Annotated in this window: 26 protein-coding genes; 10 read left to right on the top strand and 16 right to left on the bottom strand. The window is 72.3% G+C overall.

Features of this window, described 5'->3' with window-relative positions; all coding sequences use genetic code 11:
- Positions 1-59: 59 nt before the first annotated feature.
- Positions 60-1727, top strand: coding sequence for an ATP-binding protein (locus ACSJD1_RS16400; protein ID WP_438856354.1), 1668 nt, complete (start codon positions 60-62; stop codon positions 1725-1727).
- Positions 1724-2413 (top strand): response regulator, encoded by a 690-nt coding sequence (locus ACSJD1_RS16395; RefSeq protein ID WP_438856353.1) that lies wholly within the window; start codon positions 1724-1726, stop codon positions 2411-2413. Before ACSJD1_RS16400 ends, ACSJD1_RS16395 begins: the two co-directional genes overlap by 4 nt.
- A gap of 22 nt (positions 2414-2435) precedes the next feature.
- Here the strand turns inward: ACSJD1_RS16395 and ACSJD1_RS16390 are convergent, their stop codons facing one another.
- The 9 genes from ACSJD1_RS16390 to ACSJD1_RS16350 form a co-directional block, all read right to left on the bottom strand.
- Positions 2436-2954, bottom strand: a complete 519-nt coding sequence (locus ACSJD1_RS16390; protein ID WP_438856404.1) for a CinA family protein — start codon at positions 2952-2954, stop codon at positions 2436-2438.
- Positions 2955-2991: 37 nt separating this feature from the next.
- The gene (gene pgsA, locus ACSJD1_RS16385; RefSeq protein WP_438856352.1) at positions 2992-3594 is read right to left on the bottom strand and encodes a CDP-diacylglycerol--glycerol-3-phosphate 3-phosphatidyltransferase; all 603 of its coding nucleotides are present in this window, start codon (positions 3592-3594) and stop codon (positions 2992-2994) included.
- 20 nt (positions 3595-3614) lie between these two features.
- Complete coding sequence (locus ACSJD1_RS16380; RefSeq protein ID WP_438856351.1) at positions 3615-6524, bottom strand: FtsK/SpoIIIE family DNA translocase; 2910 nt, start codon at positions 6522-6524, stop codon at positions 3615-3617.
- A 97-nt stretch (positions 6525-6621) separates the two neighbouring features.
- The gene (locus ACSJD1_RS16375) at positions 6622-7113 is read right to left on the bottom strand and encodes a GNAT family N-acetyltransferase (RefSeq protein ID WP_438856350.1); all 492 of its coding nucleotides are present in this window, start codon (positions 7111-7113) and stop codon (positions 6622-6624) included.
- An 86-nt stretch (positions 7114-7199) separates the two neighbouring features.
- The gene (locus ACSJD1_RS16370; protein ID WP_438856349.1) at positions 7200-8876 is read right to left on the bottom strand and encodes a ribonuclease J; all 1677 of its coding nucleotides are present in this window, start codon (positions 8874-8876) and stop codon (positions 7200-7202) included.
- A gap of 126 nt (positions 8877-9002) precedes the next feature.
- A complete protein-coding gene (dapA, locus tag ACSJD1_RS16365) occupies positions 9003-9977 on the bottom strand; it encodes a 4-hydroxy-tetrahydrodipicolinate synthase (protein WP_438856348.1) in 975 nt (324 codons plus the stop codon).
- Positions 9978-10114: 137 nt separating this feature from the next.
- The gene (locus tag ACSJD1_RS16360; protein WP_438856347.1) at positions 10115-11017 is read right to left on the bottom strand and encodes an endonuclease domain-containing protein; all 903 of its coding nucleotides are present in this window, start codon (positions 11015-11017) and stop codon (positions 10115-10117) included.
- 215 nt (positions 11018-11232) lie between these two features.
- The gene (locus ACSJD1_RS16355) at positions 11233-11760 is read right to left on the bottom strand and encodes a dihydrofolate reductase (RefSeq protein ID WP_438856346.1); all 528 of its coding nucleotides are present in this window, start codon (positions 11758-11760) and stop codon (positions 11233-11235) included.
- Entirely contained in the window at positions 11757-12605 is an 849-nt protein-coding gene (locus ACSJD1_RS16350) for a thymidylate synthase (RefSeq protein ID WP_438856345.1), read from the bottom strand. The genes ACSJD1_RS16355 and ACSJD1_RS16350 overlap by 4 nt, the downstream gene beginning before the upstream one ends.
- 94 nt (positions 12606-12699) lie before the next feature.
- Between ACSJD1_RS16350 and ACSJD1_RS16345 the strand changes: the two genes are divergently transcribed.
- The 4 genes from ACSJD1_RS16345 to ACSJD1_RS16330 all read left to right on the top strand — a co-directional run bounded on the left by ACSJD1_RS16345 (position 12700) and on the right by ACSJD1_RS16330 (position 15092).
- Positions 12700-13203 (top strand): thioredoxin family protein, encoded by a 504-nt coding sequence (locus ACSJD1_RS16345; RefSeq protein WP_438856344.1) that lies wholly within the window; start codon positions 12700-12702, stop codon positions 13201-13203.
- Complete coding sequence (locus ACSJD1_RS16340) at positions 13184-13669, top strand: DUF4395 domain-containing protein (RefSeq protein ID WP_438856343.1); 486 nt, start codon at positions 13184-13186, stop codon at positions 13667-13669. Before ACSJD1_RS16345 ends, ACSJD1_RS16340 begins: the two co-directional genes overlap by 20 nt.
- An 89-nt stretch (positions 13670-13758) precedes the next feature.
- Positions 13759-14184: an OsmC family peroxiredoxin gene (locus tag ACSJD1_RS16335; protein WP_438856342.1), complete on the top strand. Its 426-nt coding sequence runs from the start codon at positions 13759-13761 to the stop codon at positions 14182-14184.
- Positions 14185-14186: 2 nt separating this feature from the next.
- Entirely contained in the window at positions 14187-15092 is a 906-nt protein-coding gene (locus ACSJD1_RS16330) for a TIGR01777 family oxidoreductase (RefSeq protein ID WP_438856341.1), read from the top strand.
- Here the strand turns inward: ACSJD1_RS16330 and ACSJD1_RS16325 are convergent.
- Positions 15064-15507 (bottom strand): hypothetical protein, encoded by a 444-nt coding sequence (locus tag ACSJD1_RS16325; RefSeq protein ID WP_438856340.1) that lies wholly within the window; start codon positions 15505-15507, stop codon positions 15064-15066. The two genes, ACSJD1_RS16330 and ACSJD1_RS16325, sit on opposite strands and share 29 nt — an antisense overlap.
- Positions 15504-16253 carry a 4-hydroxy-tetrahydrodipicolinate reductase gene (gene dapB / locus ACSJD1_RS16320; RefSeq protein WP_438856339.1) on the bottom strand — a complete coding sequence of 250 codons (750 nt, stop codon included), beginning with the start codon at positions 16251-16253 and terminating at the stop codon, positions 15504-15506. The genes ACSJD1_RS16325 and dapB overlap by 4 nt, the downstream gene beginning before the upstream one ends.
- A gap of 64 nt (positions 16254-16317) precedes the next feature.
- Between dapB and ACSJD1_RS16315 the strand changes: the two genes are divergently transcribed.
- Entirely contained in the window at positions 16318-16806 is a 489-nt protein-coding gene (locus ACSJD1_RS16315; RefSeq protein ID WP_438856338.1) for a GNAT family N-acetyltransferase, read from the top strand.
- Positions 16807-16840: 34 nt separating this feature from the next.
- Here the strand turns inward: ACSJD1_RS16315 and ACSJD1_RS16310 are convergent, their stop codons facing one another.
- Genes ACSJD1_RS16310 through ACSJD1_RS16300 form a run of 3 tightly spaced genes read right to left on the bottom strand, consistent with a single transcriptional unit; the run spans position 16841 to position 20026 of the window.
- Positions 16841-17446, bottom strand: a complete 606-nt coding sequence (locus tag ACSJD1_RS16310) for a histidine phosphatase family protein (protein WP_438856337.1) — start codon at positions 17444-17446, stop codon at positions 16841-16843.
- 24 nt (positions 17447-17470) lie between these two features.
- Positions 17471-18856, bottom strand: a complete 1386-nt coding sequence (locus ACSJD1_RS16305) for a M16 family metallopeptidase (protein ID WP_438856336.1) — start codon at positions 18854-18856, stop codon at positions 17471-17473.
- Positions 18857-18916: 60 nt separating this feature from the next.
- Positions 18917-20026 (bottom strand): aldo/keto reductase, encoded by a 1110-nt coding sequence (locus tag ACSJD1_RS16300; protein ID WP_438856335.1) that lies wholly within the window; start codon positions 20024-20026, stop codon positions 18917-18919.
- 183 nt (positions 20027-20209) lie between these two features.
- Here ACSJD1_RS16300 and ACSJD1_RS16295 point away from each other — a divergent pair, with 183 nt between their 5' ends.
- Genes ACSJD1_RS16295 through ACSJD1_RS16285 form a run of 3 tightly spaced genes read left to right on the top strand, consistent with a single transcriptional unit; the run spans position 20210 to position 22774 of the window.
- Positions 20210-20962, top strand: coding sequence for a TetR family transcriptional regulator (locus ACSJD1_RS16295; protein ID WP_438856334.1), 753 nt, complete (start codon positions 20210-20212; stop codon positions 20960-20962).
- A gap of 46 nt (positions 20963-21008) precedes the next feature.
- Complete coding sequence (locus tag ACSJD1_RS16290; protein ID WP_438856333.1) at positions 21009-21980, top strand: ABC transporter ATP-binding protein; 972 nt, start codon at positions 21009-21011, stop codon at positions 21978-21980.
- Complete coding sequence (locus ACSJD1_RS16285; RefSeq protein ID WP_438856332.1) at positions 21977-22774, top strand: ABC transporter permease subunit; 798 nt, start codon at positions 21977-21979, stop codon at positions 22772-22774. The genes ACSJD1_RS16290 and ACSJD1_RS16285 overlap by 4 nt, the downstream gene beginning before the upstream one ends.
- Positions 22775-22867: 93 nt before the next feature.
- Here ACSJD1_RS16285 and ACSJD1_RS16280 read toward each other — a convergent pair whose 3' ends face one another.
- Both ACSJD1_RS16280 and ACSJD1_RS16275 read right to left on the bottom strand, forming a co-directional pair.
- Positions 22868-24670 (bottom strand): cytochrome b/b6 domain-containing protein, encoded by a 1803-nt coding sequence (locus ACSJD1_RS16280; protein ID WP_438856331.1) that lies wholly within the window; start codon positions 24668-24670, stop codon positions 22868-22870.
- Positions 24671-24673: 3 nt separating this feature from the next.
- On the bottom strand, positions 24674-25660 hold the full coding sequence (locus ACSJD1_RS16275; RefSeq protein WP_438856330.1) for an electron transfer flavoprotein subunit alpha/FixB family protein: 987 nt from the start codon (positions 25658-25660) through the stop codon (positions 24674-24676).
- Positions 25661-25670 lie beyond the last annotated feature (10 nt).

Raw genomic sequence — 25670 nt, 5'->3', positions numbered from 1 at the left:
GTCGTATTGGTCAGCGCCCCGGCGTCGATGGCCGTGTGCGCGTGCGGCACACTGGACGGATGAGCCGGTCGAGGATGACGCTGGGCATGCAGCTGCTGCTGCTGCAGGTCGCGATCGTGCTCACGACCGTGGTCGGCACCGGCGTGACCGCGATGCTCATCCAGGAGCGGCAGCTGCGCGAGGGCTACCAGGACCGGATGATCGCGGTGGCCCAGTCGGTCGCCGGGCTGCCCGTCATCCGCGGCGCGTTCGACGATCCGGACCCGTCGGCGACGATCCAGCCGGTCGCCGAGGTGATCCGCAATGCCTCGCACGTCACGTACGTCGTCGTCGCGAACGAGGACGGCATCCGCTACTCCCACCCGAATCCCGACCGCATCGGGGAGCGCGTGTCCACGGACCCGGCGATCCCCCTGTCGGGCGAGGTCTACGTCGGCACGCAGACCGGGACGCTCGGCGAATCGTGGCGGGTCAAGGTGCCGATCTTCGACGACGACGGCGACGTCATGGGCCAGGTGTCGGTCGGCATCCTCGAGTCCGAGCTTCGCGCCGACTTCCTCGCAGGGCTCGGCGGCCTCCTGGGTGCGCTCGCCGTGGCGGCGCTCGTCGGCGTGGTCGGATCGGCCTGGATCGGACGCGTCATCCGCCGCCGCATCTACGGACTCGAGCCCGACGAGATCCGCGCCATGCTCGAGACGCGCGAGGCGATGCTCCACGGCATCCGCGAGGGCATCGTCGCCGTCGACGACCGCGGTCGCATCGTGCTGATGAACGACGCCGCCGCGCGCCTGCTCGACGTCGCGGCGCCCGACCAGGTGCTGGGCATGCCCATCGAGGAGGTGCTCGACCGCGACCTCGCGAGCTTCATCGCCTCGGGCGAGGACCGCGAGGCGCCCGTGCTCTCGGGCGAGCGGGTCCTCTTGGTGCACGGCGACCGGGTCGGCGTCGACGGCCGGGAGGTCGGCTCGATCGCGATCCTCCGCGACCGCACCGAGCTCGAGACCACGCTTCGCGAGCTCGAGGGGGCGCAGGGACTGGCCGAGGGCCTGCGCGCGCAGTCGCACGAGTTCTCCAACAAGCTCCACGTCGTCAGCGGGCTGCTCGAGCTCGGCCACGTCGACGCGGCCATCGCGTTCATCCAGCGCGTCGGCAGCGGCGGCGCGCTCTCGACGCTCGGCGACCATGACGGCATCGCCGACGTCGAGACCGCCGCGCTCGTGCTCGCGAAGCGCTCGCGCGCGGGCGAGCTCGGGCTGGCCTTCGACGTCGACGACGAGTCCCACCTCGACGCGACCATCGACGCGCGCGAGCGCACCGACCTCGCGACGGTTCTCGGCAACCTCGTCGACAACGCGATCGAGGCGTGCGTGCTGGGCGGACGCATCGAACTGTCGATCCGAGACGACATCGAGCCGGGAACGGTCGTGGTCCGCGTGGACGACGACGGCCCGGGCGTGCCACCCGAGCGGCGCGCCTCGATCTTCGAGCCCGACGTCAGCGGCAAGGCGCCGGCCCCCGGCAAGGCACGGCGCGGCATCGGGCTAACGATCGTCCAGCGGGTCACGGAGCGGGCCGGTGGCGACGTGGCCGTCGACACGTCACCCGCCGGCGGCGCGCGATTCGTCGTGCGACTGCCGTGGGGCGCCGCGGCGACGCCCTCGTCGACGTCGGCGGGGCGGTCGACCGTGCCGGACGCCTCTCCGACCGCCACGGAAGCGCGACGATGAGCGAGCTCCGTGTCGTCATCGTCGACGACGACTTCGCGGTCGCCCAGGTCAACCGCGCGTTCGTCGACGCGCAGCCCGGCTTCTCGGTCGTCGCCGAGGCGCACACCGGTGCGGCCGCCCTCGAGGCGATCGAGCGGCACCGCCCCCAGCTCGTGCTCCTCGACGTCTACCTGCCCGACCTCGGCGGTCTCGACCTGCTGCGTCGCCTGCGCGCAGCGGGCGACGAGGTCGAGGTGATCGCGGTGACTGCGGCGCGCGACCTCGACACCGTGCGACAGGCACGGCTCCTCGGCGTGCGGCACTACCTCGTCAAGCCATTCTCCGGTGCGACGCTGGTCGAGCGACTCGACGACGTCCGCCGCGGCATCGCCGCCGACCGTGCGGCTCCCGCGGGCGCGCTCGACCAGCACGGCGTCGACCGCATCCTCGGCGCGGCGACGAGCACGATGCGCCGGGTCGCCCTGCCGAAGGGCCTCTCGCAGGTCAGCCTCGACCGGGTTGCCACGGGGCTCGCGGCATGCCGCACCGACGCCTCCGCCGCCGAGATCGCGGAGTCGCTCGGGATGTCGCGCGTCAGCGCGCGACGCTACCTCGAGCACCTCGTGGCGAGCGGCGCCGCCGAGGTCGCGCCGCGGTACGGCAGCGCCGGCCGCCCGGAGCACCGGTACCGGATGTCGCCGAGCTGATGCCGTGCTGCGAGGATGCGGGTCAGCCGGGCTCGCGCACGCGGGCGAGCGCGGCGTCGATCGCGGCCCGCACGGTCGCCGCGCGGATCGCGTCGCGCCCGCCCGCACCGCCGAGTTCGAGCGCGATCGCCTCGGTCCGCTCGGCCGTCGCGACGCCGAGGTAGACCGTGCCGACCGCCTTCCCGTCCTGCGGGTCGGGTCCGGCGACGCCCGTGGTCGCGAGGCCGAGGTCGGCCGGGCGGTCGTCGACCGCCAGCGCGCTCCGCACGCCGGAGGCCATCCGCCGCGCGACCTCGGGATGCACGGCCCCCTCGGCGTCGAGCAGGTCGGCGGGCACGCCGAGCAGCGATCGCTTCACGTCGGTGTCGTAGGCGACGATGCCGCCGTTCACCGCGAGCGAGGCGCCCGGGATGCGGGTGAGCTCGGCGATCACGAGGCCGCCCGTGAGCGACTCCGCCACCGCGATGCGCAGTCCGCGTCGCGTGAGCTCGCCGATGAGTTCGGCGGCCTGCTCGGTCGTCGCATCGACCGGCCGCGGCATCCGCTCGTCGCTCACCGTGGCGCCCCGGGCCGGGCGCTCACGCCGACTCGGCGCGGTGCTCGCGCGCGAGGCGGATCGCGTCGCGCACGTAGAGCAGGCCCGACCAGACGGTGAGCACCAGCGCGACCGCCATGGCCGCCCAGTTCACCCAGAGGATCCAGTCGCCGACGATCGTCCAGAGCGGCGTCAGGAACAGCGAGATGGCGATCGCCTGCGCGAACGTCTTCGCCTTGCCGCCCGAGGACGCCGGCACGACCGTGCCCCGTCGCAACTCGACGAGACGCCAGACCGTGATGCCGACCTCGCGGACGACGATGAGGATCGTCACCCACCACCACAGTTCGCCGAGGATCGACAGGCAGACGAGCGCACCGCTCGTGAGCAGCTTGTCGGCGATCGGATCGAGGATCTTCCCGAGGTCGGTGACGAGCCCGCGCGAGCGGGCGAGGTGCCCGTCGACCCAGTCGGTCGAGATCGCCACGATGAAGATCACGGCCGCCCACCAGCGCATCGGGCCGTCGGCGCCCGCGTCGGCGAGCAGCAGCCAGAAGAAGATCGGCGCCAACACGATCCGGACGATCGTGATCGCGTTCGGCAGGTTCCAGTTCGAGCTGCGATCACGGCTGACGGCATCGGTCATGGCCTCAGCCTAGCCGTCGGTCAGTCGCGACCGGTGAGGCCCCAGGCGTCCTCGTCGCCGTCGGCCTCGACCTCCTCGAGGCCCTCGGGGATGCGGCCGACGGGGTCGTCGTAGCGATCGTCGACGTCGTCGGCGGATCCGGGCGGCGCCGAGGCCGCCGGGGCCGCCGGGGCGGGCGCGACCGGCGCGGAGGCCGCTGGTGCAGCAGGCGCCGCGGGCTCCTCGCCGCGCAGCTTCGCGAGCACGCCGGGCAGCTGCTCGGGCGTCACGAGCACGTCGCGCGCCTTGGAGCCCTCGGACGGGCCGACGATCTCGCGCGACTCGAGGAGGTCCATGAGGCGGCCGGCCTTGGCGAAGCCGACCCTGAGCTTGCGCTGCAGCATCGACGTCGAGCCGAACTGCGTGGAGACCACGAGCTCGGCGGCCGCGAGCAGCAGTTCGAGGTCGTCGCCGATGTCGGAGTCGATCTCCTTCTTCTCGACGGCCGCCTCGACGTCCTTCCGGTACTCGGGGCGGGCCTGCCGGGTCACGTGCTTCACTACGCGGTCGATCTCGGTCTCGGTGACCCAGGCCCCCTGCACGCGGATCGGCTTCGACGCGCCCATCGGCAGGAACAGCGCGTCGCCCTGGCCGATGAGCTTGTCGGCGCCGGGCTGGTCGAGGATCACGCGCGAGTCCGTGACGCTCGTGACCGCGAACGCGAGCCGCGACGGCACGTTCGCCTTGATGAGACCCGTGACGACGTCGACCGACGGGCGCTGGGTGGCGAGCACGAGGTGGATGCCCGACGCGCGTGCGAGCTGCGTGATGCGCACGATGGAGTCCTCGACGTCACGCGGGGCGACCATCATGAGATCGGCGAGCTCGTCGACGACGACGAGCAGGTACGGATACGGCTTGAGCTTCCGCTCGCTGCCGGCGGGCAGCTTGATCTCGTCGTTGACCACCGCCGCGTTGAAGTCGTCGATGTGGCGGAACCCGAACGACGCCAGGTCGTCGTACCGCATGTCCATCTCCTTCACGACCCACTGCAGCGCTTCGGCCGCCTTCTTCGGGTTCGTGATGATCGGCGTGATGAGGTGGGGCACGCCCGCGTACGGTGCGAGCTCGACGCGCTTCGGGTCGATGAGCACCATCCGGACCTCGGCGGGCTTGGCGCGCATCAGGAGGCTCGTGATCATCGAGTTCACGAAGCTCGACTTGCCGGAACCCGTCGAGCCCGCGACGAGCAGGTGGGGCATCTTCGCGAGGTTCGCCACGACGTAGCCGCCGCCGACGTCCTTGCCGACGCCGATCGTCATCGGGTGCTTGGCATTCACCGCGGCGCCCGAACGGAGCACGTCGCCGAGCGTGACCGTCTCACGGTCGGCGTTCGGGATCTCGACGCCGATCGCCGACTTGCCGGGGATCGGCGAGAGGATGCGGACCTCGTTCGACGCGACGGCGTACGAGAGGTTCTTCGACAGCGCGGTCACGCGTTCGACCTTGACACCCGGCCCGAGTTCGATCTCGTACTGCGTCACGGTCGGGCCACGCGAGAAGCCCGTGACCTTCGCGTCGACGCCGAACTGCTCGAGCACGCCGGTGATCTGACGGACGACCTCGTCGTTCACCGCGGAACGGGTCTTCGCGGGCGCACCCGCCGCGAGCGTGGACGAGGAGGGCAGGTGGTAGGGCCGATCGGGCAGCTCCTCGCCCGCCTCGTGGACGGATGCCGCTGGGTCGGCCGTCGCGGGTGCGTCGCCGGCCGCTCCCCCGGCGGCGGGTCCGACCGCCGCCCCGGCAGGGGCGATGACCTCGGTAGCCCCGGCATCGTCGCCTCGGAGTCCCGTCCCGCTCGCGGCGACCTCGCCCGTGAACCGCTGCAGCGCGGACTCCGCGCGCTCGAGGTCGTCGATGACGCCTGCGCCGTACGGATCGGCGGGGCGCACGCCCTCGAGCGGCGTCTCGAAGCTGCCGGCGGCCGAGCCCTCGCCGAAGACCTCGGTGATGCCGTCGGCGCCCGCGTCGGCGAACTCGGGGTCCTCCTCGCGGTTGGACGCATTGCGACGCCACCACGGCAGCATCCCGCCGGACGGCGCATCGTCGTCGATGCCGTCGAGCTCGACCTGCTCGGACCGGTCGGCCTTGGAACGACGCTTGGACTTGGGTTCGGCCTTCGCCGCGGCAGCCGCGGCCTGCGCGTCGTCCGCACCGCCGTCGGGCGCGCCGAACAGCCACGCGTACAGCTCGCGGAACCGTTGCGGGATCCTATTCGGCGGCGTCTTGGTCAGGATCAGGAGGGACAGGAGCACGAAGAGGACCAGCACGATGCCCGCACCGACCTCGGTGATGAGGAGGATGAGGGGCTCCGCGAGCATCCAGCCGAGGATGCCGCCCGCGCCGGCGAGCACGGGCATGCCCTCGCTCGGCGACGGCTGCCCGCCGAACAGGTGGCAGAGTCCCGACACGGTGATGAGCAGCATGCCGAGCCCGATGCCGATGCGCGTGTTGTCGTGCACCGAGCTCGGGTGACGGAAGAGCCACACGGCGAACATGAGCATCACGACGGGAAGCGCGAAGGCCACGCGACCGAACAGCCCGCCGAACGTGTAGGCATCGAGGGTCTGAGCGACGGGGTCGTTGATGAAGAACCACTCGACGATGGCACCCGACACGGCGAGGAGGACGAGGAAGAAGGGCAGTCCGTCGCGGCGCTCCTCCTTCGCGAGGGTCTCGGGGCCGAGCGCACGGGCCGCGCCGCCGGTCAGGTGGGCGAGTCCCATCCACGCGCGCACGAGGACCCCGGGACCGTCGGACTTCTGGGGTGCGCTGCGCGCCGCGCGCGTCGACGACCGCTGCGCCGGGAGCTTCTTGGTCGGCGCGTTGCGGGTCGACGAGCGCCCGGACGCGCCGGAGGCGCGACCGTTCGACCTGGTGCTCGTAGCCATGCGCTCAACGTTACGGCCCCCCGCCGACGCGGCCCGGCAGGCCGATCGAGTGTCGGCGCAGTCGGAGCGGCGGACCACGGCCGGTCGCCGCCGTGCGTCAGCGCAGGCGACGCACCATCGTGTCGCGCCCCCGGGCCGATGCGATCACCGAGAAGCCCTCCGACCGGTACAGGTCGTGCGCGAAGTTCCCGTGCTCGACCGAGAGGGCCAGCCGGGCGTATCCGCCCGCGCGGGCGTCCTCGGTGAGCGCGCGCAGCAGCGCACGCCCGAGACCCTGCGCCCGCCACAGCGGCTTGACGCCGATGATGAGCTCCGGCACGCCGGTCGCGACGAACCCCATCGACGGTCGGTCGGCACCGAACAGCCGGTACCAGGCGGCCCCGACCGGACGGCCCTCGGGGTCGACGGCCACGACGCCGCGGTCGGCGGGTCGCTGCCACCCCGAGACGTAGGCGGCGTGCGTGGCATCGGCCAGGATCACGGGGCGCGGGCGCACCGCACCCGCTCGCCAGTTCGCCGCCTCGACGACCATGTCGGCGAGGAAGCCGCCGTCCGCGGGGAGCGCGGACCTGATGGTGAAGGCCGCCATGACCGGAGCGTACGCGCCGCCTGTTACGGCGATGTTTCCCGGCGACGGATGCCGCGGCATCCGTCGCCGGGCCGGCCTCGGGCGGCCTACGCCTCGATGACGAGCGGCACGAGCATGGGGCGCCGGCGCAGGCGGCGGTTCACCCAGCCGCCGACCGTGCGGCGCACGGTCTGCTGGAGCGCGTGCGGGTCGCGCACGCCGTGGTGCGCCGCATCGGCGAGGGCCGCCACGATCTTCGGCTTGACGTCCTCGAACACCGCGTCGTCCTCGGCGAAGCCGCGCGCGTGGATCTCGGGGCCGACGATGACGCGCCCCGTCGAGGCGTCGACCACGACGATGATCGAGATGAAGCCCTCCTCGCCGAGGATCCGGCGGTCCTTCAGGTCGGCGTCGGTGATCTCGCCGACGGTCGAGCCGTCGACGTAGACGAAGCCGAGGTCGAGCTGCCCGGCGATGCGGACCTCGCCGTCGCGCAGGTCGAGCACGGTGCCGTTCTCGGCGATGAAGGTCCGGTCGGCCGGAATGCCCGTGTCCTGCGCGAGTCGCGCGTTCGCCACGAGGTGGCGGTACTCGCCGTGCACCGGCAGGACGTTGCGCGGCTGCAGGATGTTGTAGCAGTAGAGCAGCTCGCCGGCGGCCGCGTGGCCGGAGACGTGGACCTTCGCGTTGCCCTTGTGCACGACGTTCGCGCCGAGCTTCGTGAGCCCGTCGATCACGCGGTACACCGCGTTCTCGTTGCCCGGGATCAGGCTCGAGGCGAGGATCACCGTGTCGCCCTCGCCGATCTCGATCTGGTGGTCGCGGTTGGCCATGCGGCTCAGCACCGCCATCGGTTCGCCCTGCGAACCCGTCGACATGTACACGATCTTGTCGTCGGGGATGTCGCCGGCCTTCTTGAAGTCCACCAGCACGCCCTCGGGGACGTCGAGGTAGCCGAGGTCGGCCGCGATGGTCATGTTGCGGACCATGCTGCGACCGAGGAGTGCCACGCGGCGCCCGTTCTGGTGCGCGGCGTGCAGCACCTGCTGGACCCGGTGCACGTGGCTCGAGAAGCTCGCCACGATGACCCGCCGCGGCGAGCGCGCGATGACCTCGTCGAGCACCGGGCCGATGGCGCGCTCGAGCGGCGTGAAGCCGGGCACGTCGGCGTTCGTCGAATCGACGAGGAAGAGGTCGACGCCCTCCTGGCCGAGGCGCGCGAACTCGCGGAGGTCCGTGAGGCGGCCGTCGAGCGGGAGCTGGTCCATCTTGAAGTCGCCCGTCGCGAGCACGGTGCCGGCATCGGTGCGGATGGCGACCGCCAGCGCGTCGGGGATCGAGTGGTTCACGGCGACGAACTCGAGGGCGAACGGACCGAGCTTCTCCGTCTGCCCCTCCTTCACGGTGAGGCTGTACGGCGCGATGCGGTGCTCCTTGAGCTTCGCCTCGACGAGCGCGAGCGTGAGCTGCGAGCCCACGAGCGGGATGTCGGCGCGCAGCTTCAGCAGGTACGGCACGGCGCCGATGTGGTCCTCGTGCCCATGCGTGAGCACGACGGCGACCACGTCGTCGAGGCGCTCCCGAAGGAAGCCGAAGTCGGGCAGGATCAGGTCGACGCCCGGCTGGTGCTCCTCGGGGAAGAGCACGCCGCAGTCGACGATCAGCAGCTTGCCGTCGATCTCGAAGAGCGTCATGTTGCGGCCGACCTCGCCGAGGCCGCCGACGGGGATGACGCGGAGCGTTCCCGGTTCGAGCGGCTCGGGGTCGATGATCTCGTCGGGCATGTGCCCTCCTCACGTTGCGGTGTTCAGTTCGGTGCGACCCTCGTGGTCGCGGATGTCTCGGTCGGGGGTTGCCCGTCGGATGCCTCGTCGGTGCGCAGCGCGCGGGCCCGCGGCATCCGTCCCCAGTCAGCGCGTGGTGCCGGCCACCTTGGGCAGCGCGCCGCCGGCGGCGGCGTTGCGGTCGGGGCGGAAGTTGCGGAAGTCGACGCCGGGGATGCCCTTCACGAGGTCGATCTCGTCCTCGATGAGCGCGGCCTCCCACTCCTCGGGTCCGACGAGCGGCAGGCGCACGCGCGGACTGCCGATGCGGCCGAGGCCGTGCAGGATGTACTTCGCGGCGACCGTGCCTGGCACGTGCGTCATGACGGCCCGCACGAGCGGCTCGAGCCGCTGGTGCTCGGCGGTCGCGGCCTTGAGGTCGCCGCGGTTCACGGCGTCGACGATCGTGCGGTACGGGGCGGGGGCGATGTTCGCCGTCACGCCGATGAGTCCCGTCGCGCCGATCGAGAGGTGCGGCAGCACGTTCGCGTCGTCGCCCGAGAAGTACATCAGGTCGGTCTGGTTCAGCACCCGGCTGACCTCGCTGAAATCGCCCTTCGCGTCCTTGATGGCGAGGATGTTCGGGTGCTTGGCGAGCCGCAGGATCGTCTCGTACTTGATCGGCACGCCCGTGCGGCCCGGGATGTCGTAGAGGATGACGGGCAGGTCGGTGGCGTCGGCCACGAGCCGGAAGTGCGTCAGGATGCCCGCCTGCGTCGGCTTGTTGTAGTACGGCGTGACGATCATGATGCCGTCGGCGCCGGCCTGCTCGCTGTGCTTGTACAGCTCGATCGCGTGGGCGGTCTCGTTCGACCCGCCGCCCGTGATGATCTTCGCGCGCCCCGCCGCGACGTCCTTGCCGACCTCGACGAGGCGGATCTTCTCGGGGTCGGTGAGCGTCGACGTCTCGCCCGTGGTGCCCGTGACCACGATGCCGTCGGCCCCGGCGGTGATGACGTCGTCGATGTGCTTCTCCACCGCCGGCCAATCGACCTCGCCGTCCGCCGTCATCGGCGTGACGAGCGCGACGAGCACCTGGCCGAAGGGGTTCTCTGCAGTCACGCCTTACAGGCTATCGGCTCGCGCCTCGCCGGGGTGGCCCATGTCACGCATGCTCCGTCGCCTCCGCTCAGGCGCCTCGTCGGTTCATGTGCATCTCGAAGGAGGATTCGCTCGACGCGCGGGACGCGGACGGCGAGTCACGGCCGATCTCCTTCACCCTGCAGCACGAGCGGGGTGCCCGGCGGGCGGTGGCGGATGAGATGCAGGCTGCGATCGAGCCTCGAGAGGATCGCGGCTTCGACGAGCTCCCACTCATGCACCACCATCGCGTAGTCGAACCGGAGCGTATCGAAGCCGTGAGAGGCCGCGACGGCGTCGCGCACGAGATCCTTGTGGCGCTTCGCGGATCCGTCGTGGTTCTCCTTCCCGTCCACCTCCAGGATGAGCCGATCGCCGAGCACGAAGTCGACCGTGCCGACCCCCGGAACGGCGACCTGCGACGCCAGGTCGATCCCGAGGCCCCTGAGTCTCAGACGCAGGAGCGACTCGAGCCCGCTGTCGGCGTTCCACCGCGCGAAGTCCGCCAGCCAACGCCGATCGAGCGGGAGCGGCGACCGGAGTGAGGCGAGCCCACCCCGTGTGATGCGCCGCTTGCGCATCGCGGACTCGAGCGCGATGAAGAACTCCTCGATCCCGAGGCAACCGAGCGCCTGGGACAGGGCCGTGACGAGCGAAACCCGCCCGGCCCGCTGCGGAGCATCGTTCCAATGCGCGACGCACGCGCATTCCGGATGCGACCGTGCCCGGCCGTTCGGACGCATGGCGACATGCATTCGCGGATGATCGCGTAGCAGCCAGAGCCCCTCGAGCTGGAGGCGCGAGACGCAGCCGAGCGCGCCTCCGTGCCGCACGGCAGTCGCGATCGAGGATTCGACCTCCGGGACGGCCACCCAGCCCGGCCTGAGCCTGACGAGCATGCCGGCACCCACGGCGCGATCGAGGTCGCGCCGCGTGGCGTCGGCGGACTGCAGAACGTCGCGAACATGGGCGACATCGCCGAGATCGGCGCATGCGCGGTGCAGCACGTGGGACTCGATCACGACCCCGAGCCTGGACCTCACGCGTCCTCCGGGCGCGTGGAGCCGGCGGCGCGACGCGATCCAGCACTCGACCGGCGGCTGTGGAGGATGGGTCGAGCCGTACTCGCCGAAGGGGATTCCCGAGGACGCGCCGCTTCGATGCAGCATGTCGCGGGAAATCTCCTTCACGGTGAACCGCGCGGATGGCCGGCGGGCGAGCGCGCGGCGCGCCAGGGTCAGCGCTCGAGCGTGAGGAAGCGGTGGCGGGTGCCGGAGCGCGAGTCGTGCCATCCGTCGGCCGGATCGGCGGCGACGACCCGCCACCCCGACCGGTCGGGCGCGAAGGTGTCGCCGTCGACGTCGAGGTCGAGTTCGGTGACGACGAGGCGGTCGGCGAGGTCGATGGTGCGCGCGAAGAGCTCGGCCCCGCCGATCACCCAGATGCGATCGTCGGCGTCGGATGCCGCGAGCCCGAGCGCCTCGTCGACGGAGGCCGCGCGCACCGCGCCGTCGGCGTGCCAGTCGGCCTGCCGGGTGACGACGATGTTCGCCCGCCCCGGCAGCGGGCGGAACCGCGGCGGCAGCGAGTCCCAGGTGCGGCGACCCATCACGACTGGAGCGCCGTGCGTGGTCCGCTTGAAGTGCGCGAGGTCCTCCGGGACGTGCCACGGCATGTCGCCGGCGGCTCCGATCACTCCCCCATGCGCCTCGGCCCAGATCAGGCCGACCCGCGGGGCCGCAGCGTCGTCGAACGCGTCGCTCATACGGCGACGGCCGCGCGGATCGCGGGGTGGTGCTCGTAGCCGACGACCTCGAAGTCCTCGAAGCGGTAGTCGTCGATCGACGCGGGACGACGGCCGATGCGAAGGGTCGGGTACGCGAAGGGCTCGCGGGAGAGCTGCTCGGTCACCTGCTCGACGTGGTTGTCGTAGATGTGGCAGTCGCCGCCCGTCCACACGAAGTCGCCGACCTCGAGTCCGGCCTGCTGGGCGATCATGTGCGTGAGCAGCGCGTACGAGGCGATGTTGAACGGCACGCCGAGGAAGAGGTCGGCGCTGCGCTGGTACAGCTGGCACGACAGGCGCCCGTCGGCGACGTGGAACTGGAACAGCGCGTGGCAGGGAGCGAGCGCCATGTCGGGGATGTCGGCCGGGTTCCACGCCGAGACGATGAGCCGTCGCGAGTCGGGGTTCGACCGGATCTGCTCGATCACCTGCGCGACCTGGTCGACCTGTTCGCCCGACGGGGTCGGCCAGCTGCGCCACTGCACGCCGTAGACGGGGCCGAGCTCGCCCGAGGCATCCGCCCACTCGTCCCAGATCGTGACGCCGTGCTCCTGCAGCCAGCCGACGTTCGACTCTCCCCGGAGGAACCACAGCAGCTCGTAGGCGATGGACTTGAAGTGCACGCGCTTGGTCGTGACGAGCGGGAAGCCCTTCGACAGGTCGAACCGGATCTGCCGGCCGAACACGCTCCGCGTTCCGGTGCCGGTGCGGTCGGCCTTCGGAGTGCCGTGCTCGAGCACGTCGCGGAGGAGGTCTTCGTACGGGGTCGGGATCGCGCTGGCCACGTCGTCAAGGCTACGCCGACCCGGCGACGGAGCCGGCATGACAGGCGGGGCGGATGCCTCGAGTGATCCCGAGCCCGTCACCCGACGTCACACGGCGTGACCGCACCGGCACGACGGACGTAGCCTGCGGGACATGGACCTCGCGCCCGCCCTCGTCGTCGGCCTCGCGCTGCCCGCGGTCGCGCTCGCGGCCGGCCTGATCTGGCGGGCGCGCGACGGGCGCATGCGGCACGTCGACCGGCCGGTCGGCGTCCCGGCGGCGGCGGCCTCGGCGATCCGTCCCGGAGCCACGGCACCGGCGACCGATGCCGAGCGACTGGGTCTCGATGTCGACGCGCTCGGGACGGGGGCGACCATCGTGCAGTTCTCGACGGAGTTCTGCAGCCGCTGCCCCGGCACGGCGCGTGCGCTCTCCGAGCTCGCCTCCGAGTACGACGACGTCCGGCACGTCGACGTCGACCTCACGCATCGGCGCGACCTCGCCCAGGCGTTCCACGTCACGCAGACGCCGACCGTCCTCGTCCTCGCCGCCGACGGACGCGCGACCGCGCGTGCGGCCGGCGTGCCCCGGCTCGACGACCTCCGCGCCGAACTCGACACCACCACCGGGAGGCCCCGTGTCCGCCACCACGCCTGAGCCCGTCGCCGGCCCCGCGCAGCGCGCCGGCATCGACCCGCGCGGGCCGCGTTTCTCGGCCGCGATCACCTCGGTCCTGCTGCTCGCCGTGGTCGTGCTCGCCGTCGGCGGGCTCGACGCCGCGGCGCTCGCACTGCTGGTGCTCCTCGCGCTCCTGTTCGCCTGGGGCGCGTTCGCCGGGGTCGCGCGACACCCGTTCGGACTGCTGTACCGCGGCTTCGTCCGGCCACGGCTCGCGCCGCCGGATGAACTCGAGGACCCGCGCCCGCCGACGTTCGCCCAGCTCGTCGGCCTCGTCGTGACCGCGACCGGCGTGGTGCTCGGACTCCTGGGCATCGGCGTCGCGGTGCCGATCGCGGCCGCCGCCGCGTTCTTCGCCGCGTTCCTCAACGCGGCGTTCGGCTACTGCCTCGGATGCCGGCTGTACCTGCTGCTCGTCCGCGCCCGGGTGATCCGGACCGCGTGAGCGGATCCGGGTGACGCGCCAGCCGCCGCGACTGCCGTACGCGGCATCCGCTCGCTAGGCTGGGAGCCCGGCTCGAGGAGGAGGACCAATTGGCACTGACGAGCGAAGCGACCACGGTCTGGGCGGGAAGCCTCCTGGAGGGATCCGGCACGACGCGGCTGGACTCCTCGAAGGTGGCCGAGTTCCCGGTCAACTGGAAGGCGCGCGCCGAGGGCGAAGCCGGAACCACGAACCCCGAGGAACTGCTCGGCGCGGCGCACTCGGCCTGCTTCTCGATGGCCCTCTCGAACATCCTCACCAAGGCGGGTCATGCTCCGGAGAGCATCCAGACCACCGCCGCCGTGACCTTCCAGCCCGGTGATGGCGTGACCGGAAGCCACCTGCTCGTGAGCGCACGCGTGCCGGGGATCACCGAGGCGGAGTTCGAGGCGTTCGCCGACGATGCCAAGGCGAACTGCCCGATCTCGAAGGCGCTGACCGGCGTCCCGATCACGATCGAGGCGGAGCTCGCATAGCGGTGCGCGTCCTCGTCGCCGGCGCCTCCGGCTTCATCGGCACCGCCGTCCGCGACCGGCTCGCGGCCCACGGCCATGACGTCGTGCGGCTCGTGCGCCGACGCGCCCAGTCCGCCGACGAGGTCAGCTGGTCGCCGTCGTCGGGCATCATCGACTTCACGGTCATGGACCGGGTCGACGCCGTCCTGAACCTCTCGGGAGCCTCGCTCGCGCGGTTGCCGTGGACGCGGCGGTATCGCGACGAGATCCTCGAATCGCGGATCGCCGCGACCCGGACCCTCGCCGATGCGATGCGCAAGGCCCGGACTCCCCCGGCGACGTTCCTCAGCGCGTCGGCGGTCGGGTACTACGGCGACCGGCCGGGCGAACTCCTCACGGAGCACTCCGCCGCCGGCACCGGATTCCTCGCCGAGGTCGTCGCCCGCTGGGAGGCGGCAGCGAAGCTCGCGCCGCCGGAGACCCGGACCGTCGTCTTCCGGACCGGCATCGTCGTCGGCCGTGGCGGCGCGATGCAACGGATCCGGGCGCTGACGACGTTCGGCGTGTCGGGACGCCTCGGCACGGGCGGCCAGCACTGGCCGTGGATCGCCCTGGACGACGAGGTCGACGCGATCGTGCACCTGCTCGACTCGCATCTCTCGGGCGCGGTGAACCTCGTCGGGCCGACTCCCGCGACCGCCGACCGCGTGATGGCGGCGCTCGCGGAGCGGATGCATCGGCCCTACGTGATCCCGGTGCCCGAGAAGCTGCTCGAGGCGGCGCTCGGCAAGGCCGCCGACGACCTGCTGCTGTCGAGCCAGAAGGTGCGACCGCAGCGTCTCATCGACGACGGCTACCGATTCCGGCATCCGACCATCGAGTCGGCCATCGACGCGATGCTCAGTCCCGAGCCCGCTCCAGTTCGATAGCCCGACGCACCGAACGGCGCGCGCGCCGCCGATCGCCGGCCGCGTCGTATGCGAGGCCGAGGCGGAGCCATGCGCGCCACGAGTCGGGATCGGCCTCGACGGCGGCGCGGAACTCGGGGAACGCCGCATCCGCTTCGGCGCGCTCGGGACGCCCGCTCGGTCGAACCGGGATGCCGAGGTCGAGCGCGCCTTCGGACTCGAGCCGCTCCACGAGCCGCTGGGAGCGGATGCCGAACGCGAGCTCCCGCCAGATCGCCCAGACGGCGACGATCGGCAGCACGATGAGCGCGACGCCCATGGCGACCGCGACGGGTTCACCGGTGAGGACGAACTGCACCGCTCGCCACCCCACCAGTGCGACGTAGAGCACGAGCAGCACCGCCATGACGACGGCGCCGAGCTTGGCGCCGCTCATCGGCCGTCGGGCAGTTCGAGCCCGAGCAGGGCGTCGAGGCCCACGGTGACGCCGTCGGCCGTGACCGCACGACGGAGGGCGAGCAGGATGCCGGCCTCGTACGCCGTCGAGGCGATCGTCGAGTGCGTGATCTGGAGGCTCTCCCCCGGCCCGCCGAGCACGACGCGCTGGTCGGCGAGGATGCCGTCCATCCGGAGGCTGTGGATCGGGACGCCGGAGACGAGCTGGCCTCGCGCGCGCTGGTCGGCGTGCGGCGCCGAGACCGGACCGAGTTCCCCGCGCGAGGCGGCGATGAGCTCGGCCGTGCGGACCGCCGTCCCCGACGGCGAATCGACCTTGGCGGCGTGATGGGCCTCGACGATCTCGATCGAGTCGAAGTGGCGCGCCGCGAAGGCGGCGAACGCCGAGCCGAGCACGCTGCCGATCGAGAAGTTCGGGACGAAGATCACGCCGGCGGTGGCGTCGGCCTCGCGCAGCCGCGTCTCGATCTCGGCGATGCGCTCGCGCGACCAGCCGGAGGTGCCGACCACGACCGCGGCGCCCGCCTCGATCGCCGCCTCGACGATGGCGGCGCTGGCCGCGGGGTGGGTCACGTCGAGCACGACGTCGGCCCCCGCCAGCTCGTCGAGGCTCGATTTCGAGTCGAGGCCGGCGTGCAGTTCGAGGTCGTCGGCCTCGTCGATCAACCGGGTCGCGAGGCGCCCCATCTTCCCCGTCGCGCCCGCGACCGCCACCGTGATCGTCACGTCGTTCACCCTAGCAACCGGGGCCGGCGCCACGAGCCGGTGGCCGCGCCGTAGGCTTGGGCGCATGCTCCGCTTCCGCGATGCCGCCGTGACCGATGCCGACGCGAACCGGCTGATCGGCGACTACTTCGCCGAGCGCGCAGCGGGCTTCCCGCGTGAGCAGGGCGAGTACCGTCCGACCTGGCCGGATGCCGCGCAGTTCACTCCCCCGGCGGGCGTCTTCGTCGTCGTCGAGGACGAGGCCGGCGAGGCGGTCGGATGCGGCGGGGTGCGCCGCATCCCGCGCTCGGAGGACGGGCTCGTGCGCTACGAGGTGAAGCACCTGTGGCTCGCACCGTCGATGCGCGGCCGTGGCGGCGGGCGCGCCCTCCTGGACGAGCTCGAGCGCCGCGCGGTCGCGTTCGGCGCGGAGGAGCTCGTGCTCGACACCAATGCGAGCCTCGCCGCCGCCGGGGGGCTCTACGCCGCGAGCGGCTACGTCGGCATCGAGCCGTACAACGACAACCCGAACGCGACGAACTGGTACGGCAAGCGCGTCGCGCGAGCCGGCTGAGCCGGGCTCGTCCCGCGCACCGGCCCCAGCGCGCTCAGAGCGCGAACGGCTCGGGCAGGCCGGTCCGCATCTCGGGCGGCAGGTGCGCGAGGTCGTTGTGCACGACGAGGTTCCACGGCCTGCCGGGTGCACGCTGCGTGAGGACCGTGAGGCCGCAGTTGGCCTGGTTGATCGTCGCCCAGCGCCACTCGGGTGCGCCGAGCACCTCGCGCACGAACCATCCGATCACGAAGTTGTGGGTGATGAGCAGGTCGTGGCGGTCCTCGCGATGCGAGCGGAGGAACTCGGCGTTCGCGTCGGCCATCTGCGCGCGGCCGGCTTCGAAGTCGAGCTCGGTGAACGAGCCGAAGAACGGCGCATAGGCGGCCGGCGTCTCGGGAGCGGGGCCGGACGGAACGCAGTCGAAGAGCAGCGGCGAGGGCTCGGGCTTCAGCGACGGCAGCTTCGACGCGATGATGTCGGCCGTCTCGGCGGCTCGTTGGAGGGGCGAGTGGTAGGCGGCGTCGAACGGGATGCCGCCCACGCGTTCGGCGAGCAGTTCGGCCTGCCGGCGTCCGCGTGGGGAGAGCGGGCCGTCGGGGAGGCCGTGCTCGGCGTCGAGCTGCTCGCCGTGGCGGACGAGGTAGAGGTGGTGGGGCACGTCGGGTCCTGTGGTCGGACGCCGCTAGGCGACGTCGGGTCGGGTTGCGGGCTGGTCGACGATCGAGCGGAAGGCGTGCTCGTCGACGGGACCGACCGCGACGAGCGAGAACGGCCGGTCGGCCAGCTCTCCGGCGAGCGCCCGGACGTCGTCGGCGGTGACGCGTCCGACGCGGCGCAGCGCCTCGTCGAGGTCGGCGAATTCCCCCAGTGCGAGCTCGGCTCGGCCGAGTCGCGACATCCGCGTGTCGGAATCCTCGAGCGCGAGCGCCGAGGCGCCGCCGAGGTAGCCGATCGCGCGGGTGAGCTCGTCATCGGTGACGCCGTGGTGGGCGACCCGCTCGAGCTCGGTGCGCATGAGCGCGGCGACGGTCGCGGCGTTCTTCGGTGCGCAGCCGGCGTACATGCCGAACACCCCCGCGTCGGAGTATCCCGGCGCGAACGAGTAGACGGCGTACGCGAGACCGCGCCGTTCCCGGACCTGCTGGAACAGTCGCGACGACATGCCGCCGCCGAAGACGGTGTTGAGTACGCTGAGGACCGCGCGGCGATCGTCCGTCGCGACGAGGCCGGGCACTCCGAGGACCAGGTTGACCTGCTCGCCCGGACGCTCGATGACCGTGAGGGCCGAGCGGCCGTCGACGAGCGCGAGTCCGGACGGACGCCGATCGACCGGCGCTGCCGTCGCCGACAGGTCCCAGTCGGCCGCCTCGAGGGCGTCGGTCAGCCCCGCGACGAGGGCGTCGTGGTCGACCGCCCCGGCCGCGGTGACCACGAGGTCGCGCGGGCGGTAGCTCGCGCGGTAATGCTCGAGGACCGCGTCGCGGGTCGCGGCGCCGATCGTCTCGGGGTCGCCGCCGATCGGGCGGGCCAGGGGGTGCGTGCCGAGCACGGCCTCGAAGAAGCGTTCGTTCGCGACATCCGCCGGGTCGTCGCCGGCCATCGCGAGCTCTTCGAGGATGACTCGGCGCTCGCTCTCGAAGTCCTCGGGATCGAGGACGGACGAGGTGAACATGTCGGCGAGCACCTCGATCGCCATGGGCAGGTCGCGATCCTGCACCTTGGCGTAGTAGCAGGTGTACTCCTTCGCGGTGACGGCGTTGTGCTCGCCGCCGACGGCGTCGAACGCGACGGCGATGTCGAGCGCGCTCCGGGTCGCGGTGCCCTTGAACAGCAGGTGCTCCAGGAAGTGCGTCGATCCGAAGGTCGCGGGATGGCCGCTTCCGGCGGGATGCTCGTCTCGCGAGCCGACCGCGACCCAGAAGCCGATCGTCGTGCTCCGGCTTCCGGGCACCTGTTCGGTGAGGATGCGGATGCCGGACGGGAGCACCGATCGACGTACGAGCGTGTCGCCGGCGGCGTGGAAGGCCAGTTCGGGCTCACCGAGCGGGAGTTCGACGGCGCCGTTCACGCCTCCCAGCCTATGCCACGCCCTGCGTTCGGCGAGCCCGTCCGCCTCCGCGCGGCGAGGCTACGCCGATGCGCGGTCGAGCTCGACGAGCTCGGACCGATGCAGTTCGAGCGAGGCCGCGGCGAGCAGCGCATCCACCTGCTCGGGCCGGCTCACCCCGGTGACCGGTGCGACGACCGTGGGTCGCGCGAGCAGCCAGGCGATGGCGACGGCCGCGGGTACCGTGCCGTGCGCGGCCGCGACCTCGTCGAGTGCGCGGAGCACTCGGAGGCCCCGGCGACCGAGGTGGCGCGCCTGGCGCTCGCCCCGTGCATCGCGTCGGAGGTCGGCCCGACGTCGGATCCCGCCGCCGAGGAACCCGTCTGCGAGCGCGAAGTCCGGCAGCACGGGCAGGCCCTGGGCGTGCGCGACGAGCTCCGTGGCGCCCTCGAACGCCCGGCGCTCCATCAGGTTGTACCGCGTGGTCAGCGCCTGGAACCTGGGCAGGCCGTTCGCGGCGAGCACGCGCGCCTCGATGAGGCGCTCGGGAGAGAGATCGGAGGCGCCGACCGCCAGCACCTTGCCGGCCGCGATGAGCGCGTCGACGGCCCCGAGGCTCTCCTCGAGGGGGACCCCGGGGTCGTCGCCGTGGAAGCAGAGGAGGTCGATCCGGTCGGTGCCGAGGCGTTCGAGCGAGGCGTCGACCGCCCTGGTGATCGAGTCCGGCGCGAGACCGGAGTGATCGGGGTGGCGACCGACCCTCGTGACGATCCGCACCCGGTCGCGCGTGCCCCGCGAGGCCAGCCACTCGCCGATGATCGTCTCGCTGCGCCCGGCGGCGTAGCTGTCGGCGGTGTCGACCAGCATGCCTCCGAGGGCGACGAACCGGTCGAGGATGTCGCCGCTCGCCTCGGCGTCGAGGGTCCAGCCGAACGTGCTCGCACCGAGCGCGAGCGGATGCACCTCGAACCCGGTGTCCCCGATGCTCACGCGACGGGGCACGGTGATCGGTCCCGAGTCGGGGTTCGTCGCGACCTGCTCGGTCGGCAGTGCGATGCCCACCGCCGTCGGCTCGCCTCCGGTCTCGCGGACGTCCTCCCCGGTGCGTGCCGGAACCGACTCCGGCTCGCCCCCGACGGTCGCCGTGCCTGCTGCGCGCCTGCCTCCGTGCAGTGCGTGTCGTCGTGCCACGCGCTCCTCCTCCCCAGGATTGGAGTCGAGCGTATGTCAGGAATGAACGGTGTGGTTGAACATGACAACGAAGCGTTACGAAACCGTTGGTGAACGGCGGGTGACGTCGGGCCACGGGACGTCCCGCAACGTCCGGGACTTCCGGTCTTGCCGCGCGTTGAACGAGTGTTTAGTATGCTGAACATGCGTTCAGTGCGTCCCCAGGATGCCACGACCGCCGCCCGCATCCGCGACGCCGCGATCGCCCGGTTCGGCGCGCACGGCTATGCCGGCACCAGCCTTCGCGAGGTCGCCGCCGACGCCGGGGTGAGCGCGCCGCTCGTGATCCACCACTTCGGCTCGAAGGACGGCCTCCGACGAGCGTGCGACGACTGGCTGGTGCACGAGCTCATGGGCGAGAAGGATCGACTCGGCGAGACCTCGGTCGCCGCGACGATCCGCGAATGGCTCGACGACCCGGCCCGGTTCAGCGCCTCGATCGCCTACTTCGCGGCGATGCTCTCCGACGATTCCCCGGGCGCCGACCGCCTCTTCGACCTCCTCCTCGCCGAGACGACCGCCATGCTCGAACGCGGCGTGGCCGACGGCAGCATGAACGGCTCGAGCGACCCCGAGCTGCGCGCCGTGCTCATCACCGCGTACGGGCTCGCGCCGCTGCTCCTCCGCGGGCAGCTCGCGCGCGTGCTCGGCGCGCCCCTCGACTCCCCCGCCGTGGTGCGCCGGATGACGCTGCCGACCCTCGAGTTCTACACCCAGGGCCTCTACGCCGACACGCGGCTCCTGGATGCCGCGCATGCGGCGGTCGGCGCCGCATCCGGCGACCAGTCCCCCGAACCGCGCCGCGAAGACCCGGCGCCGCGGGTGCGCTCCGACAAGGGACCGGGCAATCCCGTGCAGGATCCGGATCCCCCGGTCGGGGATTCCGCGAGTGCGTGACGCGCCGCGGCATCCCACCCATCGACCGATCGACGAGAGGATCCACATGACCACCGACTCCGCGGCCGCCGTCAGCACGCGCGGCCTCACCAAGCGCTACGGCGCGACGACCGCCCTCCACGGCCTCGACCTCGACATCCCCCGCGGAAGCGTGTTCGGGATGATCGGGCCCAACGGGGCGGGCAAGACGACCACCATGCGACTGCTGCTCGACATCATCCGACCCACCGCCGGCGAGCTCACCGTACTCGGTCGGACTCCGCGCGACGGCGGGGCGGAGCTCCGGCGACGCATCGGCTACCTGCCCGGCGAACTGCACCTCGGCACCCGCGTCAAAGGACGCGAGTTCCTCGCGCACTACGCCGAGATCTCCGGCCCCGTGCGCCGGGGCGCGGTCGACGACCTCGCCGACCGCCTCGGCGTCGACCTCGGCCGACCCGTGCGGAGCCTGTCGAAGGGCAACAAGCAGAAGATCGGGCTCATCCAGGCGTTCATGCACGAGCCCGAACTGCTCGTGCTCGACGAGCCCACGAGCGGGCTCGACCCGCTCGTGCAGCAGGAGTTCCACGCGATGCTGCACGAGGCGAAGGCGAAGGGGCAGACCGTGTTCCTCAGCTCGCACGTGCTGAGCGAGGTGCAGCAGACCGCGCACGAGATCGCGATCCTGAAAGAGGGGCGCATCGTCGAGCGGTCGTCCATCGCCGAGCTGCGTGAGAACGCGCGGCACCACGTCAAGGTCGTGGTGGCCGAGGCGGATGCCGCATCCGCACGTTCGACGCTCGACGCCCTCCTCGGGGTGGCCGATCTCGAGTCGGCGACCAACGGCCCGGGCACGGTCGCACTCACCGCGACGCTCGACTCGCACGTCGACGCGTTCGTCAAGGCGGTCGCCGGCCTCGACCTCGTCGACCTGACGATCGAGGAACCCGACCTGGAGGAGATGGTGCTGTCGTACTACGGCACCGATGTCTCGTCGACAGCGGAACCCGTCGACGACCGGAAGGCGGCGAAGCGATGACCCGCATGCTCCCCCTCTTCCGCCGCTCGATCCTCGACGGCTGGCGCGGCGTCATCGGCTGGACCGTCGGCATCCTCGCGGCGCTGTTCCTCTACCTGCCGCTCTACCCGTCGTTCGGGGGCAACGGCCAGATGCAGCAGATGATCGACACGCTCCCGCCGGAGCTGGTCAGGTCGCTGAACTACGACCAGATCGCGTCCGGGCCGGGTTACGCGCAGGCCACCTTCTTCGGACTCATCGGGTTCCTGCTCCTCACGATCGCGGCCGTGGGGTGGGGCACCGAGGCGATCGCGAGCGACGAGGAGAACGGGCAGCTCGAACTCACCCTCGCGCATGGCGTGCTCCGCGGCCAGGTCCTCGCCGAGCGCGCGGCAGCCGTGCTCGTCAAGCTGCTGTGGCTGGCGGTCGTGAGCGTCGTGGTCGTGATGGTCCTGAACGAGCCCGCCGAGCTCGGCATCGAGTTCGGCCACCTGGTCGCGACCGCCGTCGCCTTCTTCGGGCTGGTGTCGCTCCCGGCGGCCGTGGCGATCGGCGTCGGCGCCGTCACGGGTCGCCGGTCCTGGGCGGTCAGTGCCGGTGCCGGAGTGGCCGTGTACGCCTACGCGCTCAACGCCCTCGGCAACCAGAGCGCCGACCTCGCATGGTTGCACGACTGGTCGCCGTACAGCTGGGCGTACGGCGACTCGCCGATGCTCAACGGCTGGAACGGCATGATCTGGCTGAACTACGCCGCCATCGCCGTGCTGCTCCTCGTCGGCTGGGTGGTGTTCCGGCGCCGCGACGTCGCGGTGTGACGACGGGCGGATGCCGCGGCGCGCGACCGTTCGCGGGCGCGACGCCGCGGCATCCGGGTCGCCCGGTCCTCGTCGACCGCGTCGGGCCCCCGCCTAGCGGCCGACCCTGCCGAACACCCCGGCGATCGGCGCGAGCAGGCTCGGCCGGGCGGCGATCCACGCCGCCGCGATGACGACGATCGAGGCGACGAAGATCCAGAAGCCCAGCCAGCCGTCGGCGTCCTGCGCCGCGTACATGTGGTTGAGGTTGCGCAGCGCCCCGGTCAGGAAGACCAGTGCGACGTGCACGACGATGAACCCGACGAAGTAGAGCATGACGGGGAAGTGCACGGCGCGAGCCCACTCGACCGGGTAGATCCGGTTCAGCCGCGCGGCGCCCTTCGGCCAGAGGCCCGACATCCGCACGCCGGTGATCGCGGCGAGCGGGGCCGCGATGAAGATCGTCGCGAAGTACGCGAGCACCTGGAGGCTGTTGTAGTTGACCCAGCCGTCCTCGAGCGGCCAGTCCAGCGAGAGGTACTGCAGACCGGCCGAGATCGCGTTCGGGACGACCTCCCAGCTGGTCGGCACGACGCGCATCCACTGGCCCGTCGCGAACAGGAGCACGACAAAGACGAGTCCGTTCACCAGCCACAGGATGTCGAGCGACTGGTGGAACCACAGGGTGAGGCTGATCCGCCCCTGGCCGTCCTTGGCCCAGCGCGGCGTCCAGGACGCCGGTGGTCGCCGCTCGGTTCGCACCTGCAGGCCCGAACGGATGATGAGCACGATGAGGAAGACGTTGAAGAAGTGCTGCCAGCCGAGCCACGCCGGGAACCCGATGGGCGCGCCCTCGGGCAGCGGGGTCTCGCCGGGATACGTCGCGAGGAAGTCCTGCATGGACTCCAGCCCGAGGAACCACCTCGTGAGCTGAACGACGATGGTCGCGGCGCCGATGATCGCGAGGACGCCGACGACGGATGCCCCGACCCACTGCTTCGGCGTCAGGGCGCCGTACCGCTTCGGGCCCGCCTGCGACGAGGCGCTCGACGCCGGCGCTGCCGCCAGGGTGGGCGGTGCGGGCGGTGACGCACGGTCGGGGGCCGCCGCGTCGGGTGCCGCCACCTCGGATCTCGCCGTGGGCTGAGCCGGGGTTTCGACCGCGGCGGCCGGTGCGGATGGTGCCGCCGACCGCGGAGCGCCGGAGTCGGCCGGGACCGACACCGCAACGGGCGCCGGCGGCACCGACGCGGCGGCCCGCTCGGGCTCGGCCACGACGCGCTCCGGCGTCGCGACCGGCACGGGTGCGGCCGTGGTAGGGGCGATGGTGACCGGCGGCCAGGGGTCTCCGCCGGCGACCCGGGGAAGCCCGCGGCGCAGAGCGGCGCCGCTCGACGGAGCGGCGGGGACGGAACCGGTCGCCGACGTCGGCATGGCGCCGGGCTCGGCGACCCCGACGGGTTCGACGGCGGCCGCGTGGACCGGCACCGCTTCGGCGGCGGCCTGCTCGGCGGCGACGACGGGTTCTGCCGATGCGGGTCGAGGGGCCGTGGCGTCGGCATCCGTCGCGCCGGACTGCGCTGCACCGCGAATGTCACCGGCATCGGGCCACGGCCGGCCGCCGCGCACGCGCGGAAGGCCGCTGCGGAGCCGCACCGTCGACGGCGCGGTGGCCGGACCGGCACCCGGTGCGACACCGGCGGCCGGCGCTGCCGACGCTGCCGGCGTCGGGCCGGAGGGCGCCGCTGCCGCCGATTCCACGGGTGTCGCGCTGATCGTCGCCGCGGACTCCGAAGACGCGGCCGGAGCGCCGACGGGCAGGTGGGCGTGGCCGCCCGTCACCTCGCCGGCGGGAGGCCAGGGTTCACCGCCGCGGCGACGAGGCAGCCCCCTGCGCAGGTTCGCTGCAGCGGCCACGGGTCACCGCTTCCGCTCGGCGAGGGCGCTGATCAGCTGTGGGACGACGGTGAAGACGTCGCCGACGACGCCGAAGTCGGCGACGTCGAAGATCGGCGCGTCGGGATCCTTGTTGACGGCGACGATGTTCTTGGCCGTCTGCATGCCGGCGCGGTGCTGGATCGCGCCCGAGATGCCGAGGGCGATGTACAGCTGCGGAGACACCGCGACGCCGGTCTGCCCGACCTGGTGGCTGGCCGGGATGTAGCCGGCGTCGACCGCCGCACGCGACGCGCCGACGGCGGCGCCGAGCGCGTCGGCGAGTTCCTCGACGAGTGCGAACTTCTCGGCGGAGCCCAGGCCGCGACCCCCGGAGACGACGCGCTTCGCGCCTCGGAGCTCGGGGCGGCTCGAGGTCTCGGTCACGGCCTCGACCGACTCGATGACGGCGGACGCCGCCCCGGATGCCGGGACGTCGAACGGTTCGAGGACGACCGGCCGGGCGTCGGCGCGAGCATCGACGGCGCCCTGGCGAACCGTGACGACGAGGGGGCCGAACGTCGCCGCGGAATCCACGGTGTAGGCGGCCCCGTACACGGAGTGACGGGCGAGGACGCCCTCGTCGTCGCGGGACACGCCGATCGCGTCCACGGCGATGGCGGCGCCCGTGCGGGCCGCGAATCGGCCGGCGACGTCACGGCCCTCGATCGAGTTCGAGATGAGCACGGCGGCGGGCGCGACGCTCGCTGCTGCCGCCGCGAGCGCGTCGACCTGCGGGATCGTGAGCTCGGACTGCGCCGAGGGGCTCTCGACGGCCAGCACCCGCTCGGCCCCGAGGGCGGCCGCCTGCTCGGCGAGCGCCTGCGCTGCACCCGGCACCGTGACGGCGAGGCCGACGGGCGTGCCGATCCCGGAGGCGGCGGCCAGGAGGCCGGCGGCGCTGCCTGCGAGCTCTCCGTTCGGGCTCGTCTCGAGCACGACGAGGACGGCATCGGTGGGATAGTCGGTCATCATCGTCCTC

Source organism: Agromyces excoecariae (genome assembly GCF_051715505.1).
Taxonomy (GTDB): domain Bacteria; phylum Actinomycetota; class Actinomycetes; order Actinomycetales; family Microbacteriaceae; genus Agromyces.
Note: the sequence above shows the minus strand (reverse complement) of the source record. Positions and strands in the feature narration are given on the sequence as shown.

What these genes read in the sequence shown, in the direction of transcription:
- ACSJD1_RS16400 (WP_438856354.1), top strand. Translation starts at nt 60, where the DNA reads ATGAGCCGGTCGAGGATGACGCTGGGCATGCAGCTGCTGCTGCTGCAG.
- ACSJD1_RS16395 (WP_438856353.1), top strand. Translation starts at nt 1,724, where the DNA reads ATGAGCGAGCTCCGTGTCGTCATCGTCGACGACGACTTCGCGGTCGCC.
- ACSJD1_RS16390 (WP_438856404.1), bottom strand. Translation starts at nt 2,954, where the DNA reads ATGCCGCGGCCGGTCGATGCGACGACCGAGCAGGCCGCCGAACTCATC.
- pgsA (WP_438856352.1), bottom strand. Translation starts at nt 3,594, where the DNA reads ATGACCGATGCCGTCAGCCGTGATCGCAGCTCGAACTGGAACCTGCCG.
- ACSJD1_RS16380 (WP_438856351.1), bottom strand. Translation starts at nt 6,524, where the DNA reads ATGGCTACGAGCACCAGGTCGAACGGTCGCGCCTCCGGCGCGTCCGGG.
- ACSJD1_RS16375 (WP_438856350.1), bottom strand. Translation starts at nt 7,113, where the DNA reads ATGGCGGCCTTCACCATCAGGTCCGCGCTCCCCGCGGACGGCGGCTTC.
- ACSJD1_RS16370 (WP_438856349.1), bottom strand. Translation starts at nt 8,876, where the DNA reads ATGCCCGACGAGATCATCGACCCCGAGCCGCTCGAACCGGGAACGCTC.
- ACSJD1_RS16355 (WP_438856346.1), bottom strand. Translation starts at nt 11,760, where the DNA reads ATGAGCGACGCGTTCGACGACGCTGCGGCCCCGCGGGTCGGCCTGATC.
- ACSJD1_RS16350 (WP_438856345.1), bottom strand. Translation starts at nt 12,605, where the DNA reads ATGCCGGCTCCGTCGCCGGGTCGGCGTAGCCTTGACGACGTGGCCAGC.
- ACSJD1_RS16345 (WP_438856344.1), top strand. Translation starts at nt 12,700, where the DNA reads ATGGACCTCGCGCCCGCCCTCGTCGTCGGCCTCGCGCTGCCCGCGGTC.
- ACSJD1_RS16325 (WP_438856340.1), bottom strand. Translation starts at nt 15,507, where the DNA reads ATGAGCGGCGCCAAGCTCGGCGCCGTCGTCATGGCGGTGCTGCTCGTG.
- ACSJD1_RS16315 (WP_438856338.1), top strand. Translation starts at nt 16,318, where the DNA reads ATGCTCCGCTTCCGCGATGCCGCCGTGACCGATGCCGACGCGAACCGG.
- ACSJD1_RS16295 (WP_438856334.1), top strand. Translation starts at nt 20,210, where the DNA reads ATGCGTTCAGTGCGTCCCCAGGATGCCACGACCGCCGCCCGCATCCGC.
- ACSJD1_RS16290 (WP_438856333.1), top strand. Translation starts at nt 21,009, where the DNA reads ATGACCACCGACTCCGCGGCCGCCGTCAGCACGCGCGGCCTCACCAAG.
- ACSJD1_RS16285 (WP_438856332.1), top strand. Translation starts at nt 21,977, where the DNA reads ATGACCCGCATGCTCCCCCTCTTCCGCCGCTCGATCCTCGACGGCTGG.
- ACSJD1_RS16275 (WP_438856330.1), bottom strand. Translation starts at nt 25,660, where the DNA reads ATGACCGACTATCCCACCGATGCCGTCCTCGTCGTGCTCGAGACGAGC.